Annotated in this window: 19 protein-coding genes; 3 read left to right on the forward strand and 16 right to left on the reverse strand. The window is 41.6% G+C overall.

Going from position 1 to position 25827, the window contains the following annotated elements:
- Positions 1-558: 558 nt before the first annotated feature.
- The 3 genes from Q0A12_RS12210 to Q0A12_RS12220 all read right to left on the reverse strand — a co-directional run bounded on the left by Q0A12_RS12210 (position 559) and on the right by Q0A12_RS12220 (position 4374).
- Entirely contained in the window at positions 559-1611 is a 1053-nt protein-coding gene (locus tag Q0A12_RS12210) for an aspartate-semialdehyde dehydrogenase (protein ID WP_291292926.1), read from the reverse strand.
- A 305-nt stretch (positions 1612-1916) separates the two neighbouring features.
- Positions 1917-3701 carry a glycoside hydrolase family 13 protein gene (locus Q0A12_RS12215; protein ID WP_291292927.1) on the reverse strand — a complete coding sequence of 595 codons (1785 nt, stop codon included), beginning with the start codon at positions 3699-3701 and terminating at the stop codon, positions 1917-1919.
- A 190-nt stretch (positions 3702-3891) separates the two neighbouring features.
- Positions 3892-4374 (reverse strand): MarR family transcriptional regulator, encoded by a 483-nt coding sequence (locus Q0A12_RS12220; RefSeq protein ID WP_291292928.1) that lies wholly within the window; start codon positions 4372-4374, stop codon positions 3892-3894.
- Between the two features lie 140 nt (positions 4375-4514).
- On the opposite strand from Q0A12_RS12220, the gene Q0A12_RS12225 reads away from it, so the two are divergent.
- Complete coding sequence (locus Q0A12_RS12225; protein WP_291292929.1) at positions 4515-6857, forward strand: ABC transporter ATP-binding protein/permease; 2343 nt, start codon at positions 4515-4517, stop codon at positions 6855-6857.
- A gap of 259 nt (positions 6858-7116) precedes the next feature.
- Here the strand turns inward: Q0A12_RS12225 and Q0A12_RS12230 are convergent, their stop codons facing one another.
- Genes Q0A12_RS12230 through Q0A12_RS12245 form a run of 4 tightly spaced genes read right to left on the reverse strand, consistent with a single transcriptional unit; the run spans position 7117 to position 10506 of the window.
- Positions 7117-8553 (reverse strand): glycoside hydrolase family 1 protein, encoded by a 1437-nt coding sequence (locus Q0A12_RS12230; RefSeq protein WP_291292930.1) that lies wholly within the window; start codon positions 8551-8553, stop codon positions 7117-7119.
- Entirely contained in the window at positions 8546-8911 is a 366-nt protein-coding gene (locus Q0A12_RS12235; RefSeq protein WP_291292931.1) for a PTS lactose/cellobiose transporter subunit IIA, read from the reverse strand. The genes Q0A12_RS12230 and Q0A12_RS12235 overlap by 8 nt, the downstream gene beginning before the upstream one ends.
- A 28-nt stretch (positions 8912-8939) precedes the next feature.
- The gene (locus Q0A12_RS12240; protein WP_291292932.1) at positions 8940-10172 is read right to left on the reverse strand and encodes a PTS transporter subunit EIIC; all 1233 of its coding nucleotides are present in this window, start codon (positions 10170-10172) and stop codon (positions 8940-8942) included.
- A 22-nt stretch (positions 10173-10194) separates the two neighbouring features.
- Positions 10195-10506, reverse strand: a complete 312-nt coding sequence (locus tag Q0A12_RS12245) for a PTS sugar transporter subunit IIB (protein WP_291292933.1) — start codon at positions 10504-10506, stop codon at positions 10195-10197.
- A gap of 125 nt (positions 10507-10631) precedes the next feature.
- Between Q0A12_RS12245 and Q0A12_RS12250 the strand changes: the two genes are divergently transcribed.
- Complete coding sequence (locus Q0A12_RS12250) at positions 10632-12551, forward strand: BglG family transcription antiterminator (protein ID WP_291292934.1); 1920 nt, start codon at positions 10632-10634, stop codon at positions 12549-12551.
- Between the two features lie 382 nt (positions 12552-12933).
- Positions 12934-14286: an Nramp family divalent metal transporter gene (locus Q0A12_RS12255; RefSeq protein ID WP_291292935.1), complete on the forward strand. Its 1353-nt coding sequence runs from the start codon at positions 12934-12936 to the stop codon at positions 14284-14286.
- A 60-nt stretch (positions 14287-14346) separates the two neighbouring features.
- Here the strand turns inward: Q0A12_RS12255 and Q0A12_RS12260 are convergent, their stop codons facing one another.
- The 9 genes from Q0A12_RS12260 to Q0A12_RS12300 all read right to left on the reverse strand — a co-directional run bounded on the left by Q0A12_RS12260 (position 14347) and on the right by Q0A12_RS12300 (position 25687).
- Positions 14347-15567 carry a DUF1015 family protein gene (locus Q0A12_RS12260; RefSeq protein WP_291292936.1) on the reverse strand — a complete coding sequence of 407 codons (1221 nt, stop codon included), beginning with the start codon at positions 15565-15567 and terminating at the stop codon, positions 14347-14349.
- Complete coding sequence (locus Q0A12_RS12265; protein ID WP_291292937.1) at positions 15567-16751, reverse strand: 3-phosphoglycerate dehydrogenase family protein; 1185 nt, start codon at positions 16749-16751, stop codon at positions 15567-15569. Before Q0A12_RS12265 ends, Q0A12_RS12260 begins: the two co-directional genes overlap by 1 nt.
- Entirely contained in the window at positions 16752-17825 is a 1074-nt protein-coding gene (gene serC, locus Q0A12_RS12270) for a 3-phosphoserine/phosphohydroxythreonine transaminase (protein ID WP_291292938.1), read from the reverse strand.
- A 125-nt stretch (positions 17826-17950) separates the two neighbouring features.
- Positions 17951-18874 (reverse strand): alpha/beta hydrolase, encoded by a 924-nt coding sequence (locus Q0A12_RS12275; RefSeq protein ID WP_291292939.1) that lies wholly within the window; start codon positions 18872-18874, stop codon positions 17951-17953.
- Positions 18875-19247: 373 nt separating this feature from the next.
- Complete coding sequence (locus Q0A12_RS12280) at positions 19248-20645, reverse strand: glycoside hydrolase family 43 protein (protein ID WP_291292940.1); 1398 nt, start codon at positions 20643-20645, stop codon at positions 19248-19250.
- 43 nt (positions 20646-20688) lie between these two features.
- Complete coding sequence (locus Q0A12_RS12285) at positions 20689-22479, reverse strand: sugar-binding domain-containing protein (RefSeq protein ID WP_291292941.1); 1791 nt, start codon at positions 22477-22479, stop codon at positions 20689-20691.
- A gap of 20 nt (positions 22480-22499) precedes the next feature.
- Positions 22500-23333 (reverse strand): carbohydrate ABC transporter permease, encoded by an 834-nt coding sequence (locus Q0A12_RS12290; protein ID WP_291292942.1) that lies wholly within the window; start codon positions 23331-23333, stop codon positions 22500-22502.
- Between the two features lie 10 nt (positions 23334-23343).
- Complete coding sequence (locus Q0A12_RS12295; RefSeq protein ID WP_291292943.1) at positions 23344-24225, reverse strand: sugar ABC transporter permease; 882 nt, start codon at positions 24223-24225, stop codon at positions 23344-23346.
- 217 nt (positions 24226-24442) lie between these two features.
- A complete protein-coding gene (locus Q0A12_RS12300) occupies positions 24443-25687 on the reverse strand; it encodes an extracellular solute-binding protein (RefSeq protein ID WP_291292944.1) in 1245 nt (414 codons plus the stop codon).
- Positions 25688-25827: the final 140 nt, after the last annotated feature.

Consider the following 25827-nt stretch of genomic DNA (forward strand, 5'->3'; position numbering starts at 1 on the left):
AAATACACGCCCTCCTTCCAACGCCTAAAACCAAATTGTCTCCCAAAAGACTATCTCTTCTGATTCTGGCCTTTTAGAATCCCTTAGACAGGAGAAAAGACCCCCCTAAAAGAACTCTTTCATCGAGAAATCAATTTTAAATCTGATAATGATCAATTACTGATGATAAAATCAATTTTTTTCAAAATTCCCCTAAAACAGTTAGGAGTTGATAGCTGAGAAACAAACGTACTTTGCCCAAATTACACGCACATCTTTTTGCTACTGACGAACTAACTACAAATGAGCATCGGCTAGGTCGCTTCATAACAACCGAGTTTATGACGGAAGTAGGTAGCTTATCTCCGTCTGTTCGTAAAAAGGAGAAGTGACAAGACTTGTGTCACTCCCCCTACTACCAAAGATAATGTGCTCATTGTTGGTACCGTATCACGATTTTTCCTACATAACTCGCGGATAGTCTCAATGATTTTCCCTTGATAAACCGCAGTATATTCAGATAGTTACGCTACAAAAAAAAGCGTAGCATCTGCTACACTTTTCTGAAAAACTTATGAATTACACACGGACTAATGACTGTTCGTGCAACGATTCTGCGATTTGAACAGAGTTCCATGCCGCACCCTTCAGTAGGTTGTCAGAGACTACCCAGAGATGCAAGCCATTGGTCACATCAAGGTCTTTTCGAATTCGTCCAACAAAAGTCTCCGTCTTCCCGACACTTGTTAATGCCTGTGGATAGATCTGTTGACTTGGATCGTCTTGCAGGACTGCTCCTGGAGCCGCATCGATCCATTCTTTGACCGCAGCTAATTCTGCTGGTTGCTTCGTTTCGATATAGATAGATTCCGAGTGGCCGCTAAAAACGGGGATCCGAACACAAGTAGCCGCCACTTGAATGGAGGGATCTTCCATGATTTTCTTGGTTTCGTTGATCATTTTCCATTCTTCATACGTATAGTCATCTTCAGCAAAAACATCAATCTGCGGCAATGCATTGAATGCGATCGGATAGTGTTTTTTGTCACCACCTGCTGGCATGATCTCTGGTTCCAACTGATCAGCTGGGGTACCTGCCAAGAAAGCTTGCGACTCCCGTGTCAATTCTGCCATTGCCTTGGCACCAGCACCAGATACTGCTTGGTAGGTCGAAACAATGATCCGTGATAATCCTACCTTTTGCCGAATCGGTTCTAGCGCCACCATCATTTGAATCGTGGAGCAATTCGGATTTGCGATGATCCCTTGATGGTTCGTTAATGCATGGGCATTGACTTCTGGAACAACCAAAGGAACCGTAGGATCCATTCGGAAAAAGCTCGTATTGTCGATGACTACAGCACCACTTTTAACCGCTGCTGGCGCAAATTGTTTGGAGATGCTGCCACCCGCACTGAATAATGCCAAATCCACCCCTGTAAATGAATCAGCCGTCAATTCTTGAATGACCAATGGGTTTCCTTTGAAGTCACGGGTTTTCCCAGCTGACCGCTTTGAAGCCAATAAGATCAATTCCTTGATCGGCAATGTAGTCTTTTCCAACATTTCAATCATTTTTGTTCCAACTGCGCCAGTAGCACCAACGACAGCTACCCGATACCCTCTATCCATTTGATCACTCCTCGAATAAAAATACATTTTTACTAGTTTATCATATTTAAGTAAAAAGAAAAGACCTTACACCGCCATTCTCTGAAAGAAAAAGAAAAAATCTGAAAATTCCCTCTTCTTGATCATTTTTTCAAAAAAGGATTGTTTTTCGACTATTATTATTTGTCACACTCACGGGTTATAGGATATAATATTAGTAGAAAGAATTTTGGGGAAGATTCTTTCCAACGTGCATGGGGAAATAAAACCCAATCAGCCTAAATGAGGCAAGATCTGTTTGTTAACAGCTCTTGCCTCATTTTATTTTAGTTATTACTGATTTCGTTGTTGATTTTTGCGATGACAAATCCTTTATTATCAATGATCATCGTTTCATCTTCGATCTGCATAAACTGATCCAATAGAATTTCCTCCGGACAAGACAATGTGATTTGATCTTCCCCAGTATTAAAGATTCCAATGATTCGTTGTGCCCCTAATTCTCGTTCAAAAATAATTAGGCCATCTTCTTCCGAAATCACATTCCAATTCAAAGAACCTTCCGAAAGAATTTTTTGATTTTGCTTGCGCAAATGAATCAAATTAGTTGTAAAGCGCAACAAGTCTCGGTCTTGTTTTTCTTCTTCCCAGACCATACACTTCCGACAATCCGGGTCCATATCTCCGGTCAGGCCGATTTCATCCCCATAATACAAGCAAGGCACCCCTTGTTGTAAATAGGTGAAGGCCATCACTTGACGCATCAAATCTTTGTCTCCTCTGGCCAATGTCAATAGCCGTGGGGTATCGTGAGAATCCAAAATATTGAATTGAACTTGATTTGTCTGATCTCGGTAAAGCATCAGTTGATTATTCAATTCTGAAACCATTTTCGTCATCGATATTTCGTCTTTGACAAAGAACTCAATAATAGCATCGGTAAAGGCATAGTTCATCACGGCATGAAACTCATCTCCTTGAAGCCATCTTTGAGAAGAGTGCCAGATTTCTCCTAAGATATAAAAATCATCTTTGGCTTCATCACAGACTTGTCGGAATTTCTTCCAAAAATTATGACTTACTTCATTGGCTACATCCAAGCGCCAAGCATCGATATCAAACTCTTCGATCCAGTAGCGGGCAATTTTTAACAGGTATTCTTGAACATCGGGATTTTCTGTATTCAACTTAGGCATATGCGGAGTAAAGGCAAACACATCATACGTAATATCATAGGCATCTTCAAAATCTTCGCCTTCTTTGTAATTGACTGGAAATTCATTGATATGGAACCAGTCGGCGAAAGGAGAATCCGCACCGTTCTTAATGACGTCGAGCCATTGATGAGAAGTATCCCCCATATGATTGAAAACGGCATCCAGCATGACTTTGATGCCTCGTTTGTGACATTCTCCCACCAAACGTTTGAAAGTCTCATTATCCCCAAATGCCGGATCAATCGCTAAATAATCGATCGTATCATATTTGTGGTTCGAATAAGCTTCAAAAATCGGACAGAAATAAATTCCATTGATCCCTAGTGAAACCAGATGGTCCAGATGATCGATCACCCCTTGTAGGTCCCCACCAAAGAAGTCTTGCCGATCAGGATTTTTAGACCCCCAAGGCAATGTTCCTTCTGGATCATTCGATGGATCCCCATTTGCAAAGCGTTCTGGAAAAATCTGATACCAAACGGTTTCTTTGACCCATTCCGGTACTTTGAAGCGATCTGCCTCTTGGAAGTAAGGCATCCGGAAATAATTGTTGTTCATTTCTAAATATTGCTCTTCAAAGGGATAAACCCCATGATCCCCGTAGAAAACATGCAACCCATCAAAACTTTCAATGGAGAAGCCATAGGACAAGCGGCGAAATTCTGCACTCACAGTCACTTGCCAGTAATCATGCAAATCGGTTGAGAGAATTTTATCCATTTCAATTCTTCGTTGATACCAAGCTTCCTTATAGAGGGTATAAGGGTCTCCGCATAATAATTGCACATGTCGAACATCTTGACGAGCGGTACGCAACCGGATGTGCATTTTGTCTTTGTCAAATAAATAAGCAAATTCACTTTCTGGACGATGATAAATAGCAGTAGTATTCATAGCAGACTCCTTTAATCATTTATTGTCTCTATTTTCCCACACACACGAAAAGAATACAAGAAAAATATGCAATCGATTGCTTTCTTGTATCCTTTTTATAAAAGTATATAAACTATAAAAATAGCATAAGAAATCTAAATAACAGCAATCGTTTGCATCGCTAAGATTCCCTGATCCATCAACAAGCAGATTACTTGATGGCTGGCTTATTCGGGCAGTTATGTTCCTTCAAGATATCGTATTTCCGTAACAAATGGATCACTTGGTCTAACGCCTGGTAAAGCTCCTTGAAATCTGTCGAACTCATCACCGAAACTTTTGTATTCAATCGATCCTCGATCTGTTGTTTTTTTCGGCTAAATAATTCTTTCCCCGCTTCACACATAAAGACATTGACCCTGCGGCGATTGGTTTCATTGGTTTTACGCATGACAAACCCAGCTTTTTCCAACCCCGCAATGGAGCGGCTGATCTGAACTTTCGAGGTACCGATTTGTCTAGCCAATTCCGACATCGTAATGCCTTCATTCGTTGAAACTAGGACGAGTTCCAGCATTTCCATTTTCGTTAATTTTAAATCCTCTAAGCCAACTTCTTCAAATAAAAGGTTTCCCAATAGTGAGAAAACTTCAGCAAATACTGAAATATCAAACTTTTCTACTGCTTTCGCCATTTTCTCCCTCTTTTCTTTCTCTATAGTTTAGTATAAGAACATCCGCAAAACAACATCTATTGTTGATTTTTGTTAACTGTTATGATAGCTTTTAAACAGGATGAAAAAAAACATGAAAATGGCAAGAAAAGAGTGACAGCATGCTAGAATTAAAAGACATCAAGAAGTATTACACAGTAGGATCAAGCACCACCAAAGCATTGGACGGCGTTTCCGTTTCCTTTCGGAAGCAAGAATTTGTAGCCATCTTGGGACCAAGTGGTTCCGGTAAGACCACCATGTTAAACGTGATTGGCGGACTAGACAACTACGACTCAGGCGACATGGTCATCAATGGTAAGTCGACCAAATCTTTCAAAGATCGTGACTGGGATGCCTATCGGAACAATTCGATCGGTTTCGTTTTCCAAAGCTACAATTTAATCAGTCACTTGGGGATCATCGATAATGTCGAGTTAGGAATGACCCTTAGTGGTGTATCAAAGGAAGTCAAACGGGCGAAAGCAGAAGATGCGTTAACGCGGGTTGGACTGGCAGAACATATGCACAAAAAACCGAATCAGCTTTCCGGCGGACAAATGCAGCGGGTAGCGATTGCTCGTGCGTTAGCCAATGATCCAGACATCCTTCTCTGTGATGAACCAACCGGAGCGTTGGATTCAGAGACAAGTGTCCAAATCATGAAATTGATCCAAGAGCTGTCTAATGAGAAGCTAGTGATCATGGTAACCCATAACCCGGAACTAGCCAACCAATATGCGGATCGAATCATCGAGTTCAAAGATGGTCAAATTTTGAAAGATTCGAATCCCCACGTGGAAGGACAAAAGAAAGATCAGTTTGTATTAAAGCATACAAAAATGAGTTTTCTGACTGCATTACGTCTTTCTTTCAACAATATTCGCACGAAAAAAGGCAGAACCTTCTTGACTGCATTTGCTTCAAGTATTGGGATTATCGGCATCGCCATTGTCTTGTCTTTATCGACCGGATTCCAGAAGCAAATCGATAACACGCAATCAGAAACGCTGTCTCGCTTTCCAATCACCATTTCTAAAGTAACAACCGAACAAGATCCTTCTGCGATCAGCACACGGACAAAAGAAGAGAACTTCCCATCAGATAAAGAAGTAACGGCAAAACTCAGTGACGCTGATCGAGCAACACATATCAACAATATCGATCAAGATTTTCTTGACTATCTCAATAAAATCGATCCCGAACTAAGTAATAACATTGGCTATACTCGTTCAACTTCATTGAACTTATTGCGTAAGGTCGATGATAAAGTCGAACAAGTCAGCTTCTCCAATGCGTCAGCTGACAACGAGCAAACCAATGCTATGATGTCTGCAATGAGCGCTTCTACTGGAATTGGCGTGTCAACATTCCCAGAACAACTCTCTGAGGAAAACGGCAACTTTTTGAAAGACAACTATGATTTGCTTGAAGGAGACTATCCAAAATCAGCCAATGACGTTGTCCTAATCGTTGACGAAAACAATGTGACAAATGTGAATGCATTGATCAATTTAGGATTTGATATCAAAGATGGCGACAAAGTATCTTTCTCTGATATCGTAGGAACAACTGTCAAGTTGGCGTTAAACGATGCCTTTTATACGGAATTACCAACTGGGAACTTCATCCCGAATCAAGATTTAACAGCTGTCTATGACAATAGTGATAACAAAGAATTGACAATCAGCGGAATTTTGCGCATTAAAGAAAAATCCACGATGAACTTGCTTTCTACTGGGATTGCTTATAGCGATGCTTTGGCGCAAGAAGTGATCAAAGAAAACAAAAACTCGGCAATCGTGAAAGCTCAAAAAGACAGCGACATCAATGTTATGACCAATGAAAAAATCGATGATAGCACCCGCGATTCTCTAATCGATTACTTAGGCGGCAGCGATTTGCCAAACAGCATCATGATCTATCCAAATGATTTCAGCGCAAAAGAAAAAATCTTGGATTATCTTGACGCATACAATAAAGGCAAAGATCGTAAAGACCAAATCGTGTATTCTGATTTAGCCGGCACCATGACGCAATTGACTGGTGGCTTGATGGATGCCATCACCTATGTGCTGATTGCATTTGCCGCTATCTCATTAGTGACGAGCATGATTATGATCGGTATCATCACCTATACGTCTGTCTTGGAACGTACCAAAGAAATTGGGGTATTAAAAGCTTTAGGTGCGCGCAAGAAAGATATTACCCGTGTCTTTGATGCAGAAACCTGTATCTTAGGGATCGCTTCCGGTGCATTAGGGGTCTTCATCGCTTGGTTAGCTACTTTCCCAATCAATGCAGTCTTATACAATATGACTGATTTGGAAAATGTGGCTCAACTGAATCCAGTCCATGGATTGATCTTGATTTTGGTCAGCACGATCTTAACCATGATCGGTGGCCATATCCCAGCACGGATGGCAGCGAAAAAAGATGCTGCGATCGCTTTACGAGCAGATTAATTTCTTCTATACAACTACTAACTGAAAAGAGCAGAACAGCAATGAGCTCGTGAAGCTCTCAACCAAAACAAGAAGCACTCGAAAATAATTTTTCGAGTGCTTCTTGTTTTATAACTATAGCATAGATACTTCAATCGGTTTTACATTCAAACTACACTAGGATTTCATCTTTAAACAAATAGTAGGTCACTACTGGTTACTAGCAAAGCATTCACCAAACGCGAGATAAACGATTTGCATCCGTTTATTCTCTTTCAAACTATTCGATTATTTCCCCATTACTGTGAATAACTTTTTGATACCAAGCAAAGCTATCTTTTTTGATCCTTTTACCGCTGCCTTTTCCATAGTCGTCTATGTCCACATAAATGAATCCATAGCGTTTGCTCATTTCACTGGATGAACAGCTGACAATATCAATTGGTCCCCAAGCATAATAACCGCGTAGATCCACACCGTCTTTAATCGCTTCTTTCATGGCTTGAATATGGGCTCGATAGTAATCAATCCGGTAGGAATCATGAATACTTTCGCCTTCCAGTTTATCAAAATAACCAATTCCATTTTCAGTGATGTAAATCGGACATTGGTAGCGATCGTAAAACTCGTTTAATAGAATTCTCAAGCCAATTGGATCGATTGTCCATCCCCAAGGATTTGCTGGTAATTCCTTATTTCTGTGTGGACCTAAGTCTTTATCATAAGAATCTTGATCGCATATTTGGGTATAGTAATAAGAGAAAGACATAAAGTCAGCGGTATTCTTCAATGCTTCTTCGTCCTCTTCTCCAAAATCCACTTGAATTCCTTTATCCTCAAAGTAGCGGAATGCATAGCCGGGATAGTAACCGCGAAGTAAGACATCTGCAAAGAAATACTCCATTTGATTTAATTTTAATGTAGCTAAAACATCTTCTGCTTTGCTGGATGCCGCATAAGAAGGTCCCCCACAAAGCATCATACCCATTTCATTGTCCGGATAATGCTCATGTGCATATTTTGTGATCAATGCACTAGCAACCATTTCATTGTGCACTCCCTGATACTTGGCAGACAGCAAATCAGCTACTGTATCTTCCGCAATTCCCAGGTGATTGAAAGACTCATGAACGATTAGGTTGATTTGATTGACCACGATCCATTTCTTTACTTTACCATGATAGCGATCTAAAAGAACTTGACCATACCGGACAAAGAAATCAATGACTTCTCTTGAATACCAACCTTTATAGGCAGTTGTCAAATGAATAGGCAGTTCATAATGTGACATTGTTATCATCGGCTCCATGCCATTTTTGATTATTTCATCAAACAGGTCATCATAAAATTGCAGACCAGCTTCATTAGGCTCTAACTCGTCTCCATTCGGAAAAATCCTTGCCCAATTAATAGAAGTACGAAATGTTTTTAATCCTAACTCAGCCAACAACTTCAAATCATCTTTGTACGTATGATAAAAATCGATGCCCCAACGCTTTGGAAAAATCCGGTCGGTACTGTCCATTGCTTCTTTGATGTAGGAAGTTGTCATTTCCATATTAGATTTCTTTTCTAAATCTACATCTGGAAGAAACTCATTAATATCAGCCACACACCAGCCTTTTCCATCTATATTCCAAGCGCCTTCGGCTTGATTGGCCGCGATGGCACCACCCCATAGAAAATCTTCTGGAAATCCATTCGGTACTCTAGTCATTTTTTTCCTTCCTTTCCAACTTACTTTCCAATTGCTCAATGCGCCGATCATATACTTCAAAAATAGCAAGCATACGCTTCGCAATATTTATTTCACTGTAAATGGTCATCAACGTATCCTGAGCATGTGCGAACAGCACAGAATACTCCGCAGTTTCACCAGTGGTTTCAGCCGTGATAGCATCGGTTTGTACATGATGCGCTTGCACAATTTCCTCATTTGCTCGTTTCATTTCACTCTTAGCTAGCTCAAAATCACTGACTTCTATCGCTTTTAAAGCATTCATACAATGTTTTCTTGCATCTCCAGCATGTAGAATTATCTGCATGGCTTGTTGAACGACTTGCTCTTTTACCATTTCAAGACCCTCTTTCACAATTTTCTTTCTATGCTTTTTCAGTTAGTTCGGCAGCTTCTCTCTCACACTCTTGTTTTTCATAGGCTTTAAAGAATGGATACCAAATTGCTGCAGCTACAACAAAAATAATTAGCATGAGAAGAATCCCTGAGATAGTTCCAGTAGTCAGCCATGTTGCAATTGGAAACGGGCAATACCACATTTGAAACATAACTTTTGGAATAGGCGCAAAAGCAATAATCTTCGTAAATAGCCAAACAATCAAAGGTAAAATCAAGCCTTGTAACCACATTGGAACCATTAAAAGAGGATTCCATGCAATACAACCAAAAACAATCGGTTCATTGATATTAAAAATAGTCGGTGCAACCGAAGCTGTTCCCAACGCTTTTAATTTTTTCGATTTTGAGCGCATTAGCATAAAGACAAGTGGCATGGTACAACCAATACCGCCAATCCATAGATAAGCAGAGTAGATGGTTGGATCTGTAACTAAATTCATTGCTTTTCCATCGATATTCGCCTGAATCGCTGTCAATAAAACTGGATTTAACACCGGTGTCAGCACCCATGTTGAAATACCTAAAGAGTAAAGGAAGCAGACAATCAGCATCATCAAAGAAAAGCCCCACGGTGTCTCAATAACGCTTTGTAATGGCATAAAGATAGCTAGAACAGCGTTGTACACATCTAAACCAAGAATATCTACAAATACCCATCCAACAAGCACGACAATACCGATTGGTAGCATGGCATCAAACCATGAACGGACAAAATCAGGAATGACCGATTCTTCACTGAAAAAGGAGAATTTTCCAAATAAATTCAAGACCATACCTGCGAATAGTCCTGCAACAATCGCAATAAACATTCCACCTGCACCAAGAGCACTATGACTAAACCCTGGTTCTCCATCTGCGATCACCTGTGGAGAAATAATAATCAAAAATAAGATAATTCCAGACATACCTGCATTAATTCTTTGCTTACGCAATCTTTTCTTCTCCATCAAATTGAAGGGAATCAAGAAAGAAATCACCAACGAAATCATTCCCATTGTCCATCCATATGGGGTCCAGAAATTAGGTAAACTAGGAAAATAATCATTTAAAATAGCAAGCATACAAAAGACAGAGCCCAAGAAAATTAATGGCAAAGCCTGCATGATTGAGTCTTTAAGAGTCACGATCCAAACGTTATGATTAATTTTGTTCATTTTAGGCGTAAAGCTGTTTTCCAGCCAATTAATTAAAGGTTTCATTTTATTACCTCCTTTTTGAAAACTATTGGATTTCCGCTAATAAGTGATCCAACGCTTGTTTCCCGTTTAATGTGGCATAATATTCTGGCTTCATCAAAATCACTTTCACTGGTGCATCACCGACAAATTCTTCTACTTCATCCAAAATATAAGCCAGATGAGGTCCTACCATCAAAGCATCAATGTCATCAATATAATTTTCAATCTCGCTTTCTCCCCGGGCAGTAATTTTTATATCCAGTCCTTTTTCAGCGGCTGCTTTGCGAATGTTCGCCGCCATGAATCCTGAGCTTGCCCCTGATCCACAAACAAGTAAAACGTTCAATTTTTTCATGATTTCTTCTCCTCTATTCACTTTTTATTGATAGCGCTATCAATTACAGTTATACTATAGTCAATCTACAGCGGTGAAACAAATATTCTTTTGCACTGCAGGGGTGAAAGAAAGGATGTTATCTAGTGAAAGCAAAATATATCAAACTTCTTCAATACCTAAATGAACAGGACAACTGGGTATCTTCCGTACAATTAGCAGAGAAATTCGGTTTATCCAAACGAACGATAAAATCGTATATCGCCGACATTCAGGCCAATGAATCAGATTTGATCGTTTCCTCAAATAAAGGCTATCGTGTACTAACAAATAATCTGGTCACTTTTTTGACTCGTATAGAAACAAGCGTCCCAGAAACGCCTACTGAACGAGTTGCTTATCTCCTTTTAAGACTGATTTCAACGGAAGAAGCACTGTCTGTTTATGATTTAGCAGAAGAACTATTTATCAGTGAGTCAACATTATTGAGTGATGCAAAAAAGCTTAAAAAACAATGCTCTGAGCTATCTATCGAAATCAGACTGACCAAGGATACACTCCAGTTGATTGGAACGGAAAAAGCAAAACGGCAACTGATTCATAGCACATTGCTATCCGAATTGGATAATCATTTCGTTGATATGACTAAGCTGCAAGAAAGTTTCGTAGATTTTGATCTTGATTATATTAAAGAAATCATCGCTGAACTTTTCTCAGACTATGATTTTTTTACCAATGATTATGCGCTAACAAATATAGTTATTCATTTAGCTATTGCCGTAGATCGTATGAAAGGAAATTTCCGTTCTCCTGAAACAGAAACCCTCTCCCCTCAATCTATCCATCCCACAGTATTAAAAATTGCCGAAAAAATCGCGGACAAAGTAGCGGAACGGTACGCGATTCGTTTTCCCAAAGAAGAGATTCGCGATTTAGCAATTCTGATTTCAGCGAATGGAACTAGCGTAAACTTTACGCAAATTTCTCCAGAAGAATTAGAGAAGGTCACGGACAAGCACTGTCTTGATTTAGTAAAAAAAATTCTGGCAAAAGTTGATGAATTATACTTTATCGATGGCAGTGAACCTGAATTTTTCATTCGATTTGCACTCCACATCAAAAATCTACTTTACCGAATAGAAAACGGCTATTCCTGCAGAAATCCAATGACAGAAACGCTTAAGAAAGAATGTCCCCTTATCTATGATTGCGCCGTCCAAGTCTCACATGTCATTCAAAAAGAAATCGGTTATACGATCAGTGAAGATGAAATAGCCTATATCGCTTTTCATTTAGGTTATGCGTTAGAAATCCAAAAACAGCGAACCAATAAAATTAACTGTACGATCCTAGTACCTCATTACTACAACATGAACATTCAAGTGATGGAAAAACTCCAAAAAAATTTCTCTGATGATCTTGAGATTCAAAACATTCTTACGAGTGAAAAAGAATTAAAATATGTAGATACAGAACTGATTGTGTCCGCGATTAAATTGAAACAAGTAACTGCGATTCCCTATGTGATCATCAATCCTTTTTTTACATTGGAAGATCGACAACAAATTACCGCCAAGATCTTTGATATAAAAGAAAAAAAGCGGAAAGATCAATTTGTTAAAAATTTCCTATCGCTTGTTGATAAAAAGCGATTCACCTATACAACTGATAAACAAAACTCCGCTGAATTGCTCAAAAAATTATGTGATCAAATGAAAGAAGAAGGAATCGTGGACGAAACGTTCTATCCTCAAGTAATTGAACGAGAAAAACTTTCTTCCACAGCTTTCGGTTCCATAGCTATTCCACATTCCCTGACAATGAATGCCAATCGTACAGGTGTGTCGATTGTCGTGAATCCAAATGGTATTGCTTGGGGGAACAGCCGCGTCACATTGGTATTTTTAATTTCCATTAATTACCACAATCGTCATGTGTTTCGAGAAATTTTTGATGATTTAGCCATGATTTGTACAGAGGAACAGAATGTTCATAAGTTGAGTTCCATCACCACTTTTGAAGAATTTGTGGACACACTGACCCAGTGTTTTATCTCTAACAACTAACTGAATTTGTTCTTTACACTTAATTATTACGGACAAAATTTAGTAATCGAAGAAGACGATCGATAAACCAAGTCGACTCTTTATACAAACAAGAAGTAACCATTTATTTTGTTGCTTCTTGTTTTTATATTTTTACCATAAATCATCTACGCGCTTCTGCAATCATCTATGATTAAGCGTATGTCTACTAGATACACAATATAAATAAATGTCAGTGTAGACTCTTTCTCAATAATTGCCATATGATACCCTTCCGTTGCTGGATAACATTTATTTTTCTCTCATTTGCAAACTTTCAGAAGTTTTTCTCTTGAAAAATTTATAAACAAGGAATACAATAAGATTGTTTTTAGGCACACCTAAAAAGATAGGACGTGACAGAATGAATGAAGAAAAAAAATTGGTCCAAGCAGCAAATGGACCCAGCTTAGAAGAAATCAATAATACTGTAGCGATTCCCAAGAACGGGAATTTTTGGCATAACCTTTTAGCATTTTCGGGACCCGGGGCTTTGGTCGCTGTGGGTTACATGGATCCAGGGAACTGGATTACTTCAATTGGCGGCGGTGCCGAATACGGCTATCTCCTGCTATCCGTGATTTTGATTTCAAGTCTGATTGCCATGTTGTTGCAGTATATGGCAGCCAAATTAGGAATCGTTACCCATATGGACCTTGCACAAGCTACCCGGAAACATACTAGCAAAAAGCTAGGCTTTTTCCTCTGGATCATTACGGAATTGGCCATTATGGCGACAGACATCGCTGAGGTGATTGGCGGCGCGATCGCTTTGAATTTATTATTCGGTCTGCCATTAGTTTGGGGCGTGATTTTGACGATTTTCGATGTCTTTTTACTGCTTTTCTTGATGAAATTAGGATTTCGGAAAATCGAAGCTATCGTTATGACGCTGATTTTGGTGATTCTACTCGTTTTCACCTATGAAGTGATCATTGCACAACCTAACCTTTCAGCATTGGTCCAAGGGTTTATCCCTCAAAAACAAGTCTTGAATCATGGACAATTGACCATGGCGTTAGGAATCGTCGGGGCCACAGTCATGCCTCATAACTTATATTTGCATTCATCGATTTCACAATCTCGCAAGATTGATCGGACAAATCAGCAAGAAGTGGCTACAGCGGTTCGATTTGCTACTTGGGATTCTAATATCCAGCTTTCGGCTGCCTTTGTCGTCAACTGTCTCTTGTTGATTTTAGGAAGCGCACTGTTCTTTGGCCATAGTGAAGCAGTCGGAACTTTTTCAGCGCTATATGACGCATTACAAGATTCAGCGATTGCCGGAGCCGTTGCCAGTCCAGTTTTGAGTGTCCTCTTCGCCGTAGCATTGTTGGCTTCTGGACAAAATTCAACGATTACTGGCACACTGACAGGACAAGTCGTCATGGAAGGCTTCATTCATATGAAGATTCCAACTTGGGCTAGAAGACTGATCACTCGTGCCCTTTCCGTGATCCCAGTCTTACTATGTACCCTTTATTTTGGCGGCAATGAACGGGCATTGGATAATCTTTTGATCTACTCCCAAGTCTTTTTGAGCATCGCATTGCCCGTCTCAATGATTCCGCTGGTATACTTTACTAGTTCGAAAAAAATCATGGGAGAAACCTTCAAAAATCCGCTTTGGGTCACCAGTCTTGGCTGGATTTGTGCCATTGCCTTGACGGTCCTCAACATTCGCCTCATCCTTGAAACAATGGCAGGTATTTTTTAAAAAAGAAAAACAGCCGCAGGATTGCAGATTTCTCTGCCGATCCTACGGCTGTTTTTCGTTTCAGCTTTTGGTTTCTAAGTCATGTAAAAACAGGCCGCTTAACAATTTTGGTTCAAACCAGGTGGACTTAGGCGGCATGATCTCATTCGCATCGGCAACCGCCAACAAATCTTGCATCTGGGTTGGATACATCAAAAAGGCCATTGTTCCTTTGCCGGAATCCACCAGCCGTTCCAATTCTTCTGGTCCACGAATGCCGCCAACAAAATCAATGCGCTTATCTGTGCGGACATCTTCAATACCAAGTAGCGGCGCTAGGATATTCTGTTGCAAAAGAGAGACATCCAAGCTCCCGACTGCATCGGTGCCTGCTTCTTTGATGGTTAAAGAAAACCACTCTTGAGCCAAATACAAATAGAAGGTCCCTTTTTGAGCTGGCTTCTTGCTCGTTGGCTTCTCAATAATAAACTTCTCCCCTAGATGAGCCAAGAAATTCTCGGGAATCGGGACATTGACGATACGATTGTATTCCCAGATGGCTAATTCATTTTCCGGAAACAAAATCGCTAAGAAACGATCGCTTTCTTCACTATTGGTTTTTTCCGCCCGTTTTTGCAAGCCGACTTTCACTGCGGATTCGGTCCGATGATGCCCATCAGCGATATACAACGCATCAATCTTTAAGAACGCTTGGGAGAGTGTCTCAATGACTGCTGAATCATCGATCAGCCATACCCGATGATCAACTTCATGATAACTCGTGAAATCATAGATTGGCTGATGATGCTTTTGCCAATCCTGAATCGTCTGTCTAAGAGACTCCGGTTGGCGATAACTTAGAAAAATCGGACTTGTGTTCGCATCACAGGCTTGGATATGGTTGATGCGATCGATTTCTTTTTCGGGTCGGGTAAACTCATGTTTTTTGATTTTACCGGCGACATAATCCTCAATTGACGTGCAAACAACCAGCCCAGTTTGGCTGCGTCCTGCCATCGTTAACTCGTATAAATAATAGGCCGGGGTATTGTCTTGGATCAGCCAGCTTTTTTCACGAAAAGCCGCTAGATTTTCTGCAGCTTTCGCATATACTTGCGGGTCATACGGAGAGATTCCTGGCAGATCAATCTCTGAGCGATCAATATGAAAATAGCTGTAAGGATTACCAGCAGCATATGCCGCTGCTTCTTGTGTGTTAACTACATCATAAGGCAGCTCTGCAATTTTCTCCGCTAAGTCAGATTGAGGACGGATTGCTTTAAAAGGAAAGACTTGGACCATTAATAGCCCACCTCCTGATTCTTGATCACTCGCACGCGAATAATATCTTCTTTGGCACGTAATTTATCAGCCACCGCCTCGATCAATGCAGCATCGGCAGCTGCGATATCAACCAATGTGTAGGCATAGTCATCACGTCCGCGATTGAGCATATTGTCGATGTTGATTCCTGACTCCGCGATGATCGTGGAAATCTGTCCCAGCATATTCGGCACATTGCGGTTGATCACCGTTAACCGATACGGCGAATGGAACGCCATTTCTACGGTTGGAAAATTCACAGAGCGTTTGATCGTCCCAAACTCCAAAAATTTCTTCAATGTTCGGGCAGCCATTTTGGCACAATTGATCTCGGCTTCTTCGGTGGATGCACCTAGATGGGGCAAAACCAGTACTTTTTCATGGCCCAGTAAGCGTTCATCTGCAAAATCCGTTGTATAGCCAGCTATTTCATCATTCGCTAATGCAGCAAGGACGGCGGCAGTATCAACGATCTCACTGCGAGAAAAGTTAAACAGTTTAGCCGTTGGTTTCATTTTGGCCAATTCATTCTTGCCCACTAAATGGCGGGTATTTTCCATCAATGGTACATGAAGAGTGATAAAGTCACAGGTAGAGAAAACTTCCGCTAAATCATTGGCCCGTTTGACTCTGCGAGAGATAGTCCAAGCAGTGTCCACCGAAACATAAGGATCATAGCCCACAACTTCCATCCCTAAGCGGTAAGCATCATTAGCCACCATGGCTCCAATTGAACCTAACCCAACAACACCTAGTTTTTTGCCTTCTAGTTCTGTGCCAGCGAATTGCTTTTTGTTGGCTTCTGCCTGTTCCTCTACATCTGATCCCTTCAGTGTTTGAACCCATTGAGCGCCTTGAAGGATCGGGCGGACGCTTAACAGCAAACTGGCGATGACTAATTCTTTGACCGCATTGGCATTGGCTCCTGGGGTATTAAAGACAACAATACCTTGTTCCGTGCATTCTTTGACCGGAATATTGTTGGTACCTGCTCCAGCTCGGGCAATTCCTAAAACACTTTTTGGAAAAGGATAGTCATGGAGTTTTTGGCTCCGCAGCAAAATCCCTTCTGGCTCATCGCTTTCATTGATGGCATAGTTTTCTTTGTCTAGCCGTTGAAGGCCCTCTGGTGCAATCGCATTGAATGTCTTGATCTGATACATTTAGTTGACCTCCGCTTCGAATGATTTCATAAAATCGACAAGTGCTTGAACCCCTTCGATAGGAAACGCATTGTATAGACTCGCTCGCATCCCGCCTACTGAACGGTGGCCTTTTAAGTTTTCAAAGCCGGCTTTTTGGGCAGCTTCGTTAAATCGTCGATCCAATTCTTTATCCCCAGTGACAAAAGGAATGTTCGTCAGGGAACGGCTTTTTTTGTCTACGGGACTGCTATACAAGTTTGACGCTTCGATTGCTTGATAGAGCAGTGCGGCTTTTTGGCGATCTTGCGCAGTGATCGCTGCTACGCCGCCTAATTCTTTCAACCACTCAAAGACTAACTTAGCAATATAAATACTGTAAGTCGGCGGCGTATTGTAAAGGGAACCGTTGTCAGCTTGCAGACGGTAGTCCAGCATAGGCGCAAAGATGGCTTCATCGTTTAATAAATCTTCTCGAATAATCACCACTGTCAGTCCTGCCGGTCCAATGTTCTTTTGGGCCCCAGCATAGATCATGCCAAAATCTTCGACACGATAGTCATTGGCCAAGATATTCGATGACATATCTGCCACGATCGGCACTTTGCCAGCATCCGGAATCGTTTGAAAAGCTGTGCCTTCAATCGTATTATTTGTGGTGATATGCAGATACGCTGCCGTTTGGTCGATATTATCTACGGTAATTTCTGGAATATAAGTGAAATTTTGATCCTCACTTGATGCGACGACTTCCACGGTGGTGAGTGCTTGGGCCGCTTGAATCGCTTTTTTTGACCATGAACCCGTATTGATATATAGGGCTTTCTTGTTTTTCGCTAAATTCAATGGCACCATACTAAATTGCAGACTGGCACCTCCTTGCAAAAACAGCACCCGATAGTTATCCGGGATCGCCATTAATTCTCGCAAAAGGGCTTCTGCATCTTGAATGATTTCTTCAAACAAGGAGGACCGATGACTCAGCTCCATGACGGACATCCCACTGCCACGGTAATCCAAAAGCTCGGATTGAGCTCTTTCCAATACAGGGCGGGGCAAGACGGCGGGACCAGCTGAAAAGTTATAAACAGTCATACAAAAATCTCTCCTTTGTTGTTAGATGTGACACCCATTATAGCAGAAGGGGTCTGCTGAAAAAAGAGTAAAAAAATAAAATTCTAAATTTTCTGAAAAAACATGAAAGCAACTGATGTCCCTCATCAGTTGCTTTCTAACCATTGTACAATTTCATGAAACACGATTTGTTTGTTGGTTTCATTTAAGATTTCATGACGGCCACCCTCCAACAAATAAACCGTTAGATTCCGCTGTCCTTGCTGATTCAAGCAGGCGGCCAACTTGCGGACACTCTTCCCATAATGCCCCACCGGATCTTCTTTTCCTGAGATCAACAGAAGTGGCAGTTTCGGGTCGATTTTTTGTAAAAGCTGAGGATCACTCGCTTTTTTTGTCAATAAAAATAAATCTCGATAAGCATTTAATGAAAAATGGAACTGCGTATGAGGATCCGCCAAATAAGCATCCACTTGCTGCGGATCGCTGGATAACCAGTCTTTGGTTGTTCGATTGGGCTGAAACCGTCGATTGTGTTGACCGAAAACTAGATTTTCCATCACACGGTAAGGCCACGCCTGTTGTCGAAATGGCATGAGGGATTCGGTCAACAACATCGCACTGGTCATTTTAGCAGCTGGTTCCATCGTTGTTCCCATAATGATCGCCCCATTTAAAGGTTGCGGTTTTTGAAAAAGATAATTACGCAAAACCAAAGACCCCATACTGTGACCCAATACATAATAAGGCAAATTCGGGAATCGCTCCGCTGCAAATCCATGAACCAGTCCCACATCTGCCACCAGATAATCGGCACCCTTCGACTCTCCAAATGTGCCATAGGCTTTTTGATCAGTAACCGTTTGCCCGTGTCCCAAGTGATCGTGTCCAATCACTGTGAATCCTTTTGACACCAAATATCGTGCAAAGGGATCGTAGCGTTCAATGTGTTCGATCATGCCGTGGATCAGTTGGAGTACCCCTTTGGAAGGCCCCTCCGGCTGCCAAATCTTCACATAGATCTGGTCTTTGCCATTTGAAGACTGGATCGTTTCCTGTCCGGTTTTCATCTCTTCACCTCATTTTCCTCGATTGAAAGAATGTTTTGCATCTGTCATTCCGTTTGCTCCTATTATACATGGAAGAACCAAAACTGCCTATCCTGGACCTAGAGCATCTACTTGAACACCAATAAATTTGCCAATAAGTGTATAAGAAGCAGCTTAGGATTAGTCAACAAAAAAAGTGCCACGGAAGGATTCCATGACACTACGAAACATTTCTATCCCATATCCCCCTATCCAGCCAGAGCTGAAGGAAGAGAAAATCACCAGCTACACCTACTAAAAACAAGAAATTAGTGTAAACGAGCTGACGAAAATTCCAGTTAAACCCACCATTTATTCAGGAACCGGGGACCTGTTCTGATCTCTACTCAGGCTCCTACTCTTGCCCTTGATGCGGAATGATCTCCATCCGATCGACCAATAACGTATCGACGCCGATTTCTGAAGACACTTCGATTTGGACTTTGCCGGCTGCCAAGTCCAAGTGGGTTTGAATCGGCTGATAGTATTGTGATGGATAGACTGCTAAACGCTGACTCTCATTGTCCGTTTTCAATTGCACATAAATGGGTTCACTCAATGAAAAATAATCTTGGGTTTTAAGATAGACGATCACTGTTGCTTTACCTGCTTGTTGAATGGTGGGTTGGAAAATCAGTCGATCTTCGGTGGCTTCAAAACCTTGAACAACAGTCTTCATCAATGATTCCTCATCGTTAGCGGTTGTTAAGTCCCCCTCAAGAATTGCATCACTAGCTGCCAGTCTCAGTCGCTTTGCTTCGCCGCTAGGAAGCTTTTGCACTTCATTATCTCCTAAAGGAACCTTCAACTGCGGCTTATCATCCACCCATGCGATCGGCTGCAAACGAATCGAGCGTTGCCAACCGGAATGATCCCAACGAGCAGCATGAAAAATCAACCAGTCCTCGGTACCATCTTTCGACTTGGCAAAACCATTGTGTCCAGGACCAAAAACTGTCTCCGTCTGCTGAAAAATTGGTTCAGCTTCTTTTGTCCAACTTTGGGCATCTAACGGATTATCTTGACGATCCATTGTCAAAAGGCCCAATGCATAATCATTGTCCCAACTCCCACTAGCCGAGTACATTACATTGACCGTATTTCCTTTAATGATCACTTGCGGCGCCTCGTTGATCAGTGGCTTTTGCCGCATTTCCCATTCATATTCCGGTACCGAAATCAACTGTTTCTCACCAGTAACTTCTGTAGGGGAAACCATTTCAGCAATATAAATGTTTTGGGCGATATTCTCATATCCTTCCCATCCTGACCAAAGGAAATACCGTTGTTCGTCTAATTCGAGGACAGTTCCATCAATAGCAAACTTGTCATCCATTCCTTTGATCTCTTCCAGCTGCCAGTCACCACTGTAGGGATCTTGGTTTTCATTGACCAACGCATACATTCGATGGGTTTCGGAAGGATGATTGGCTGCAAAATAAACGACCCAGGTACCATCCAGCTGATGCAATTCCGGTGCCCAGATACTTTCAAACTCTGCAGGCATTTCCCAGATGATTTTTTCCTCTCCCACCGCTACTTCAGTCAGACTTTCCGAACGCCAAAGGGTCAAATTGTTACCGGTGGTTTTCGTGTAATAATAATAGGTATCATCTTGAAAAATCCATGGGTCTGCTCCATCGTTATCGATGATCGCCGTAAAATCGTCAACCAGCGTTTCATCGGCAGTACGACAGCTACTCAACAAAGGGACTGCCAGAACCAATGCCCAAATAATGCCTTTATTTTTCATAACCGCTCCTTTCCAATGCTGCTATCACTGGGAATCTGCAGAATCATTCAACTTGAGAAACATGAAATTGATCATTGATAGCTTTGATGGCTGCCAAGTCTACTTTAGGCTGGCGGTCATAGGTCAATAGTCCATTGATTTCCTGTTCGACATCGGTCAATTGGGTATAGCAGTACCCCCAGAGTCCAACGGACCCATAGACGGCAGACAGCACCCGCTGGTAGTCAGCTAAAAATTCCGTTTCATTGTCTACCGATGTATATCCCCAACCCGGTTGTCCCGATACATCAAAACCAATCCCGCCAAATTCCGTTAACAATATCGGCTGATCTTGATAAGAAAAACCAGCGGCAAAAATCGGCCACGGTGTAGAAATTCGTTGAATTAATTTCTCCCGCGTGTGCAGGCTTTCTTTAAAGTACTCATATTTCTGGGTCTCATCCTTTTGCCCATGGGCATAGTTGTGGATGGCGCAAATATCCGTTTCTGTCATTGCCCAACCATCATTTGAGATCACCAATCTCGTCTTATCCAATGCATGCAAAAAATGATACATTGCTTGAGAGAAATGTTGCTGTGTGCGGTCAAAAGAAATCTTCGGTACCCCCCAGCTTTCATTGATCGGCACCCAAGTCACAATGGAGGGATGACTAACGTCTCTGGCAATGATCTCGGTCCATTCCCGCATCAGACGTTCCACAGAATCTTCATTGTAAATCGCCGGAGCGGCACATTCCCCCCAGACAAGAAATCCTAGCTGGTCTGCCCAGTACAAAAAGCGTGGGTCTTCCGTTTTTTGATGCTTGCGGCAGCCATTGAATCCCATTTCTTTTGCTAGTAAGATGTCTTTTTTTAAGTCTTCATCTGACGGTGCTGTCAAGAGTCCACTAGGCCAGTACCCTTGATCCAAAATCAACTTTTGATAGTAAGGTTTGTTGTTCAGATAGACCATGCCGTTTTCCGTATGGATTTTACGCATACCGAAATAGCTTTGCAGCTGATCAATTGTTTCTCCATCATCGATTAAAGAAAGTTTAATATCAAAGAGCTGGGGATTTTCCGGTGTCCAAGACCAACCGTCATGATGGAAATTGCTTCTGAAAATATGTTCCTGAAAAAGATCCACGGAGAAACGCAGTTTGCCAGTATCCGCTGACAGCTTTCCTGCTACTACTGGCTGTTTTTTGAAATAAATTTGGTATTCCAATTCCATTTGCGGCTGATGGTGACTCAAGACTGTTTCAACAGTGACCGTCCCTTGATCCAAATCTGGCGTCAGTTTGACTTCTTTTAAATAGGTCTCAGAAACGACTTCGAGCCAAACTGGCTGCCAAATCCCGGTAGAATTCGTATACCAGATCCCCGCAGATTCTGTCTCCCAGAATTGTTTTCCTCGAGGAATACTTTCATCCATATGCGGATCAAAGGCACGCACACTTAGGGTTTGCTGACCCTCAGCCAAGTAATCGGTAATATCTACTTGAAAAGATGTATGTCCACCTTGATGATTCTTGGCATGGCAGCCGTTGATAAAGATATCTGCTTCGTAATCCACAGCCCCAAAATGCAAGATCACCCGTTGCTTGTCCATTGCCTGTACCGAAAATTGCCGGTAGTACCAGACGATATCATGGGGATCTCGTTGATTGATTCCACTCAATTCGCTTTGATAAACGAAAGGAACATTGATTTTATGCGGATAGGCCGTTTCATTCCGATACCATTTTTCTTTCAGTCCTACGTTTTCATCATCAAAGGCGAAGCGCCACTCTCCATTCAAATTCAGCCAGTTCTCTCGTTGAAACTGGGGTCTAGGGTATTCATTTCTGCTCATAGTTCCTCCAAAAAAACGATTTATTTTATACCACTTTGCAATGACATTGATTCCATAAAGCTCTTCTGTGCCACTAAATATAAAAGGAACGTCGGGATCAATGCTAATATCGCCCCTGCCGTACCTACTCCTGGATACGTCATGTATTGCCCTTGCAGCAATTGAAGTCCCGGCGTGATAGGCAGCTTATCAATGTCGCTCATAACGATAGAAGGCCACAAGAAGTCGTTCCACGAACCTGTAAAACTAAACAACGCAACGACGGTTAAAACTGGTTTGATCAATGGTAAAATAATATGATAAAAAATCTGAAATTCATTGGCACCATCGATCACAGCTGACTCATCCAACTCTTTCGGGATCCCCAGAATAAATTGACGAACTAGAAAAATATTGTAGACGCCAGCGGCACCTGGGACGATCACCGCTAGAAACGTATTGGTCCAGCCTAATGTATCTACGATTTTGAAATTAGGAATCAAATTGACAACACTTGGAAACATCATGGTTCCAAGCAATAATGCAAAAATCAAGTCTCGGCCTTTAAAGGTCAGCCGCGTATAGCCATAAGCAGCAAAAGAAACGATCACCATCACTAAGAGTGTGTGGGCGGTCGAAATAATCAGTGAGTTTAAAAACCAGCGAAAGACCGGCGATGAATCATTCCCCTGCAACAAACCTAAAAAGTTCGCAACTGTCCACTCTTTAGGAATCAGGCTAAAGCCAACTTTTTGGATCTCAGCATCCGATTTAAAAGAGGTAAAAATCGCCCAAATCAGCGGAAAAATCCAAATAATACAAACAATGGCTAAACCTATGAAAGCAACTCTTTTTCCAACTTTATTTTCTCTCATAGCGTTCTCCTTACCTCTCTAATTTTTTGATCATGACAAACTGAACGATCGAAACGATCATGATAACGATCCCCAGTAAAATCGCCATCGCCGAGGACATCCCAGCAACGGAGGTACTGCTACCAAAAGCATTTTCTTGAATATACATCATCAGCACCCGTGTTGAATTGTTTGGTCCGCCCCCAGTCAGCATTAACGGTTGACCGTAGATGTTGAACTGCGCGATGGTGGTCATGACTGTCGTAAAAACAAGCTGATTCCGAATACTCGGCAATGAAATCCGAAAGAACTTGACGATACTACTGGCACCGTCGAGATCCGCCGCTTCCATTTGTTCTCTTGGTACACCGTTTAATGCAGCGACATAAATGATCAAATTTCCGCCTAATGTCCACCAAATCGTTACAATTAAAATTGCGAGCCAAGCCCAAGGCTGGGTGCCGACAAAGTTGATGTCTATTCCAAAAACTTCTTTGATGGGGCCAAAGGATTTACTTAACAGAAAACCCCAGATGATCATTACAGCAGAGATAGCAAACAAGGTTGGCAAATAAAGAACTGATTGGAAAAAGCGCATCATCTTTGGCTTTGCCGATAGTGCCACAGCCAGCAGCAATGGAATCGCAATACATAGCGGGACGGATATTACGGCAAAGAATAAGGTGTTTTTCATCCCATTGAAAAATTGCGTATGATACAACGAATCTTGATCAAATAGAATCGTCTTAAAATTCTCTAAACCAACAAAAACCGGTGAACTGAATAAATCCCACTCAGTAAAAGAGACATAGATCCCAATTACAGCAGGAATCAAAAAGAACAAAATGAAAAGAATCATGTGGGGACCGATAAATAAGACCGGCCATCCACTGAGCTTTTTTTTGTTACTCATACATTACGCATCCTTTCATTCCTTGATAAAATCGACTAGAAAAGAACTGTGACAAATGACGAACCTGCATTGAAGAGAATGATTGTCAGTTGCCCAAGCTGGACCAAAAAGAGTGCCCTCTTTGAGAAATCTTGTATGGGATCTCTTTTGGTCGTATGTGCTAGCTTGGCATACCAGTTGTCTTCTTGGCCTTTCGCATTGGTCACAGATCCTGGCATTATTTCATTTTTTCTTCCACGACTTTTTGGATTTCACCAAATGTCTCTTTGATGTCGGCTTTTCCAGTGATCATATCCCAAGAACGATTGTCGTATTCATCAAAAATGTAGGACAATCCATCGACTGCATTCACAGAGATCGCTGCCTGACCTTTTTCCGTTTTCAACAAGAAAGATTGCGGCATATTAACATATTCCTCGTTGTCGAGCATAGCGAGTGAGGTTGGATTCGCACCAGATTTTATCCATTCCAATTGGTTCGACTGTAGCCAAGTCAAGAAATCCACCATTCCCTCTTTCTTTTCATCGGATCGTTCTTCTTTTGTTTTGAACATTGCAAACTGATCGACGCCGGAGCCTTGGACGATCTTTTCTGCATCCCATTGCGGAGTGAAGGTTTCTCCCCATTCAAAGTCACTGATTTCTTCCATATTGCTCAACATCCACGTTCCTTCGGGAAGGAAAATCAACTGTTGATTGGCAAATAATTTATTGGCATCTTCGCCATCTGGCACCATATAACCGGCATCATACAAATCTTTAAATTCTTGGACTGTATCGTAAGAATACTCATTATCAATATTGATTTTGCCCTCTTGGTCTTGCCATTGTCCGCCCATTTGTTGGTACAGATTGGAATAGTTCTGCATTCCCCAGGTATAGCCAAAGCTGTAAACACCATCTGCTTTTGCTTTTTCACCTGCTTGTCTGATTTCTTCGTAAGTCACGATGCCGTCATCTAATGCCCCGGGAACATATTTATCTACCAAATCTTTGTTGTAATACATGACCCACGACCCCATGGTGGCTGGGATCCCATATTGGCTGTCCTCAAGCGTGCCGGTATCCCAAGCTGCTTCAACGTAATTGCTGCGATCCAGCTCTGTACCTTTGATCATGTCATCCCACGAATCCAGCATCTCTTGGTTCTTGTAAGTTGGCAGTGCTTCTGAAGCGACTAATGCTAAATCTGGCACGCCTTTACCAGATTTACCTGCTGTGGTTAGTTTGGAGGTGAAGGTATCCCCTTGCATACTGACTAGTTTCACTTTAAAATCCGGATCCGTCGCATTGTATTCATCAATCGTCTTTTTGATTTTTTCTCCATCCGGTCCAGTTGTCGATGACCATAACAAAATTTCCGAACTCTTGCTTGCGTTGCTGCTGCCACTTCCACACGCTGTCAAAGCCATACCGCACAATAACGTCGTCCCTAGTACCATAGCTGCTTTACGAAACTTCATTTTTTCCACTCTCCTATTATTTAACTTATTTGTAAAACGACAAATAGAATCACTTTACTTTTTTTCAATACCAATAAAATTCCTATTGTTTACACCGTTAAATTAACATCAATATAAAGCGCTGTCAACAGCTATTTAAC

This window comes from Enterococcus sp., from assembly GCF_022711995.1.
Lineage (GTDB): Bacteria > Bacillota > Bacilli > Lactobacillales > Enterococcaceae > Enterococcus_D.

Coding starts and splice junctions, on each gene's coding strand:
- Q0A12_RS12210 (WP_291292926.1), bottom strand. CDS start 1,611: ATGGATAGAGGGTATCGGGTAGCTGTCGTTGGTGCTACTGGCGCAGTT.
- Q0A12_RS12215 (WP_291292927.1), bottom strand. CDS start 3,701: ATGAATACTACTGCTATTTATCATCGTCCAGAAAGTGAATTTGCTTAT.
- Q0A12_RS12220 (WP_291292928.1), bottom strand. CDS start 4,374: ATGGCGAAAGCAGTAGAAAAGTTTGATATTTCAGTATTTGCTGAAGTT.
- Q0A12_RS12225 (WP_291292929.1), top strand. CDS start 4,515: ATGCTAGAATTAAAAGACATCAAGAAGTATTACACAGTAGGATCAAGC.
- Q0A12_RS12230 (WP_291292930.1), bottom strand. CDS start 8,553: ATGACTAGAGTACCGAATGGATTTCCAGAAGATTTTCTATGGGGTGGT.
- Q0A12_RS12235 (WP_291292931.1), bottom strand. CDS start 8,911: ATGGTAAAAGAGCAAGTCGTTCAACAAGCCATGCAGATAATTCTACAT.
- Q0A12_RS12240 (WP_291292932.1), bottom strand. CDS start 10,172: ATGAAACCTTTAATTAATTGGCTGGAAAACAGCTTTACGCCTAAAATG.
- Q0A12_RS12245 (WP_291292933.1), bottom strand. CDS start 10,506: ATGAAAAAATTGAACGTTTTACTTGTTTGTGGATCAGGGGCAAGCTCA.
- Q0A12_RS12255 (WP_291292935.1), top strand. CDS start 12,934: ATGAATGAAGAAAAAAAATTGGTCCAAGCAGCAAATGGACCCAGCTTA.
- Q0A12_RS12260 (WP_291292936.1), bottom strand. CDS start 15,567: ATGGTCCAAGTCTTTCCTTTTAAAGCAATCCGTCCTCAATCTGACTTA.
- Q0A12_RS12265 (WP_291292937.1), bottom strand. CDS start 16,751: ATGTATCAGATCAAGACATTCAATGCGATTGCACCAGAGGGCCTTCAA.
- serC (WP_291292938.1), bottom strand. CDS start 17,825: ATGACTGTTTATAACTTTTCAGCTGGTCCCGCCGTCTTGCCCCGCCCT.
- Q0A12_RS12275 (WP_291292939.1), bottom strand. CDS start 18,874: ATGAAAACCGGACAGGAAACGATCCAGTCTTCAAATGGCAAAGACCAG.
- Q0A12_RS12280 (WP_291292940.1), bottom strand. CDS start 20,645: ATGAAAAATAAAGGCATTATTTGGGCATTGGTTCTGGCAGTCCCTTTG.
- Q0A12_RS12285 (WP_291292941.1), bottom strand. CDS start 22,479: ATGAGCAGAAATGAATACCCTAGACCCCAGTTTCAACGAGAGAACTGG.
- Q0A12_RS12290 (WP_291292942.1), bottom strand. CDS start 23,333: ATGAGAGAAAATAAAGTTGGAAAAAGAGTTGCTTTCATAGGTTTAGCC.
- Q0A12_RS12295 (WP_291292943.1), bottom strand. CDS start 24,225: ATGAGTAACAAAAAAAAGCTCAGTGGATGGCCGGTCTTATTTATCGGT.
- Q0A12_RS12300 (WP_291292944.1), bottom strand. CDS start 25,687: ATGAAGTTTCGTAAAGCAGCTATGGTACTAGGGACGACGTTATTGTGC.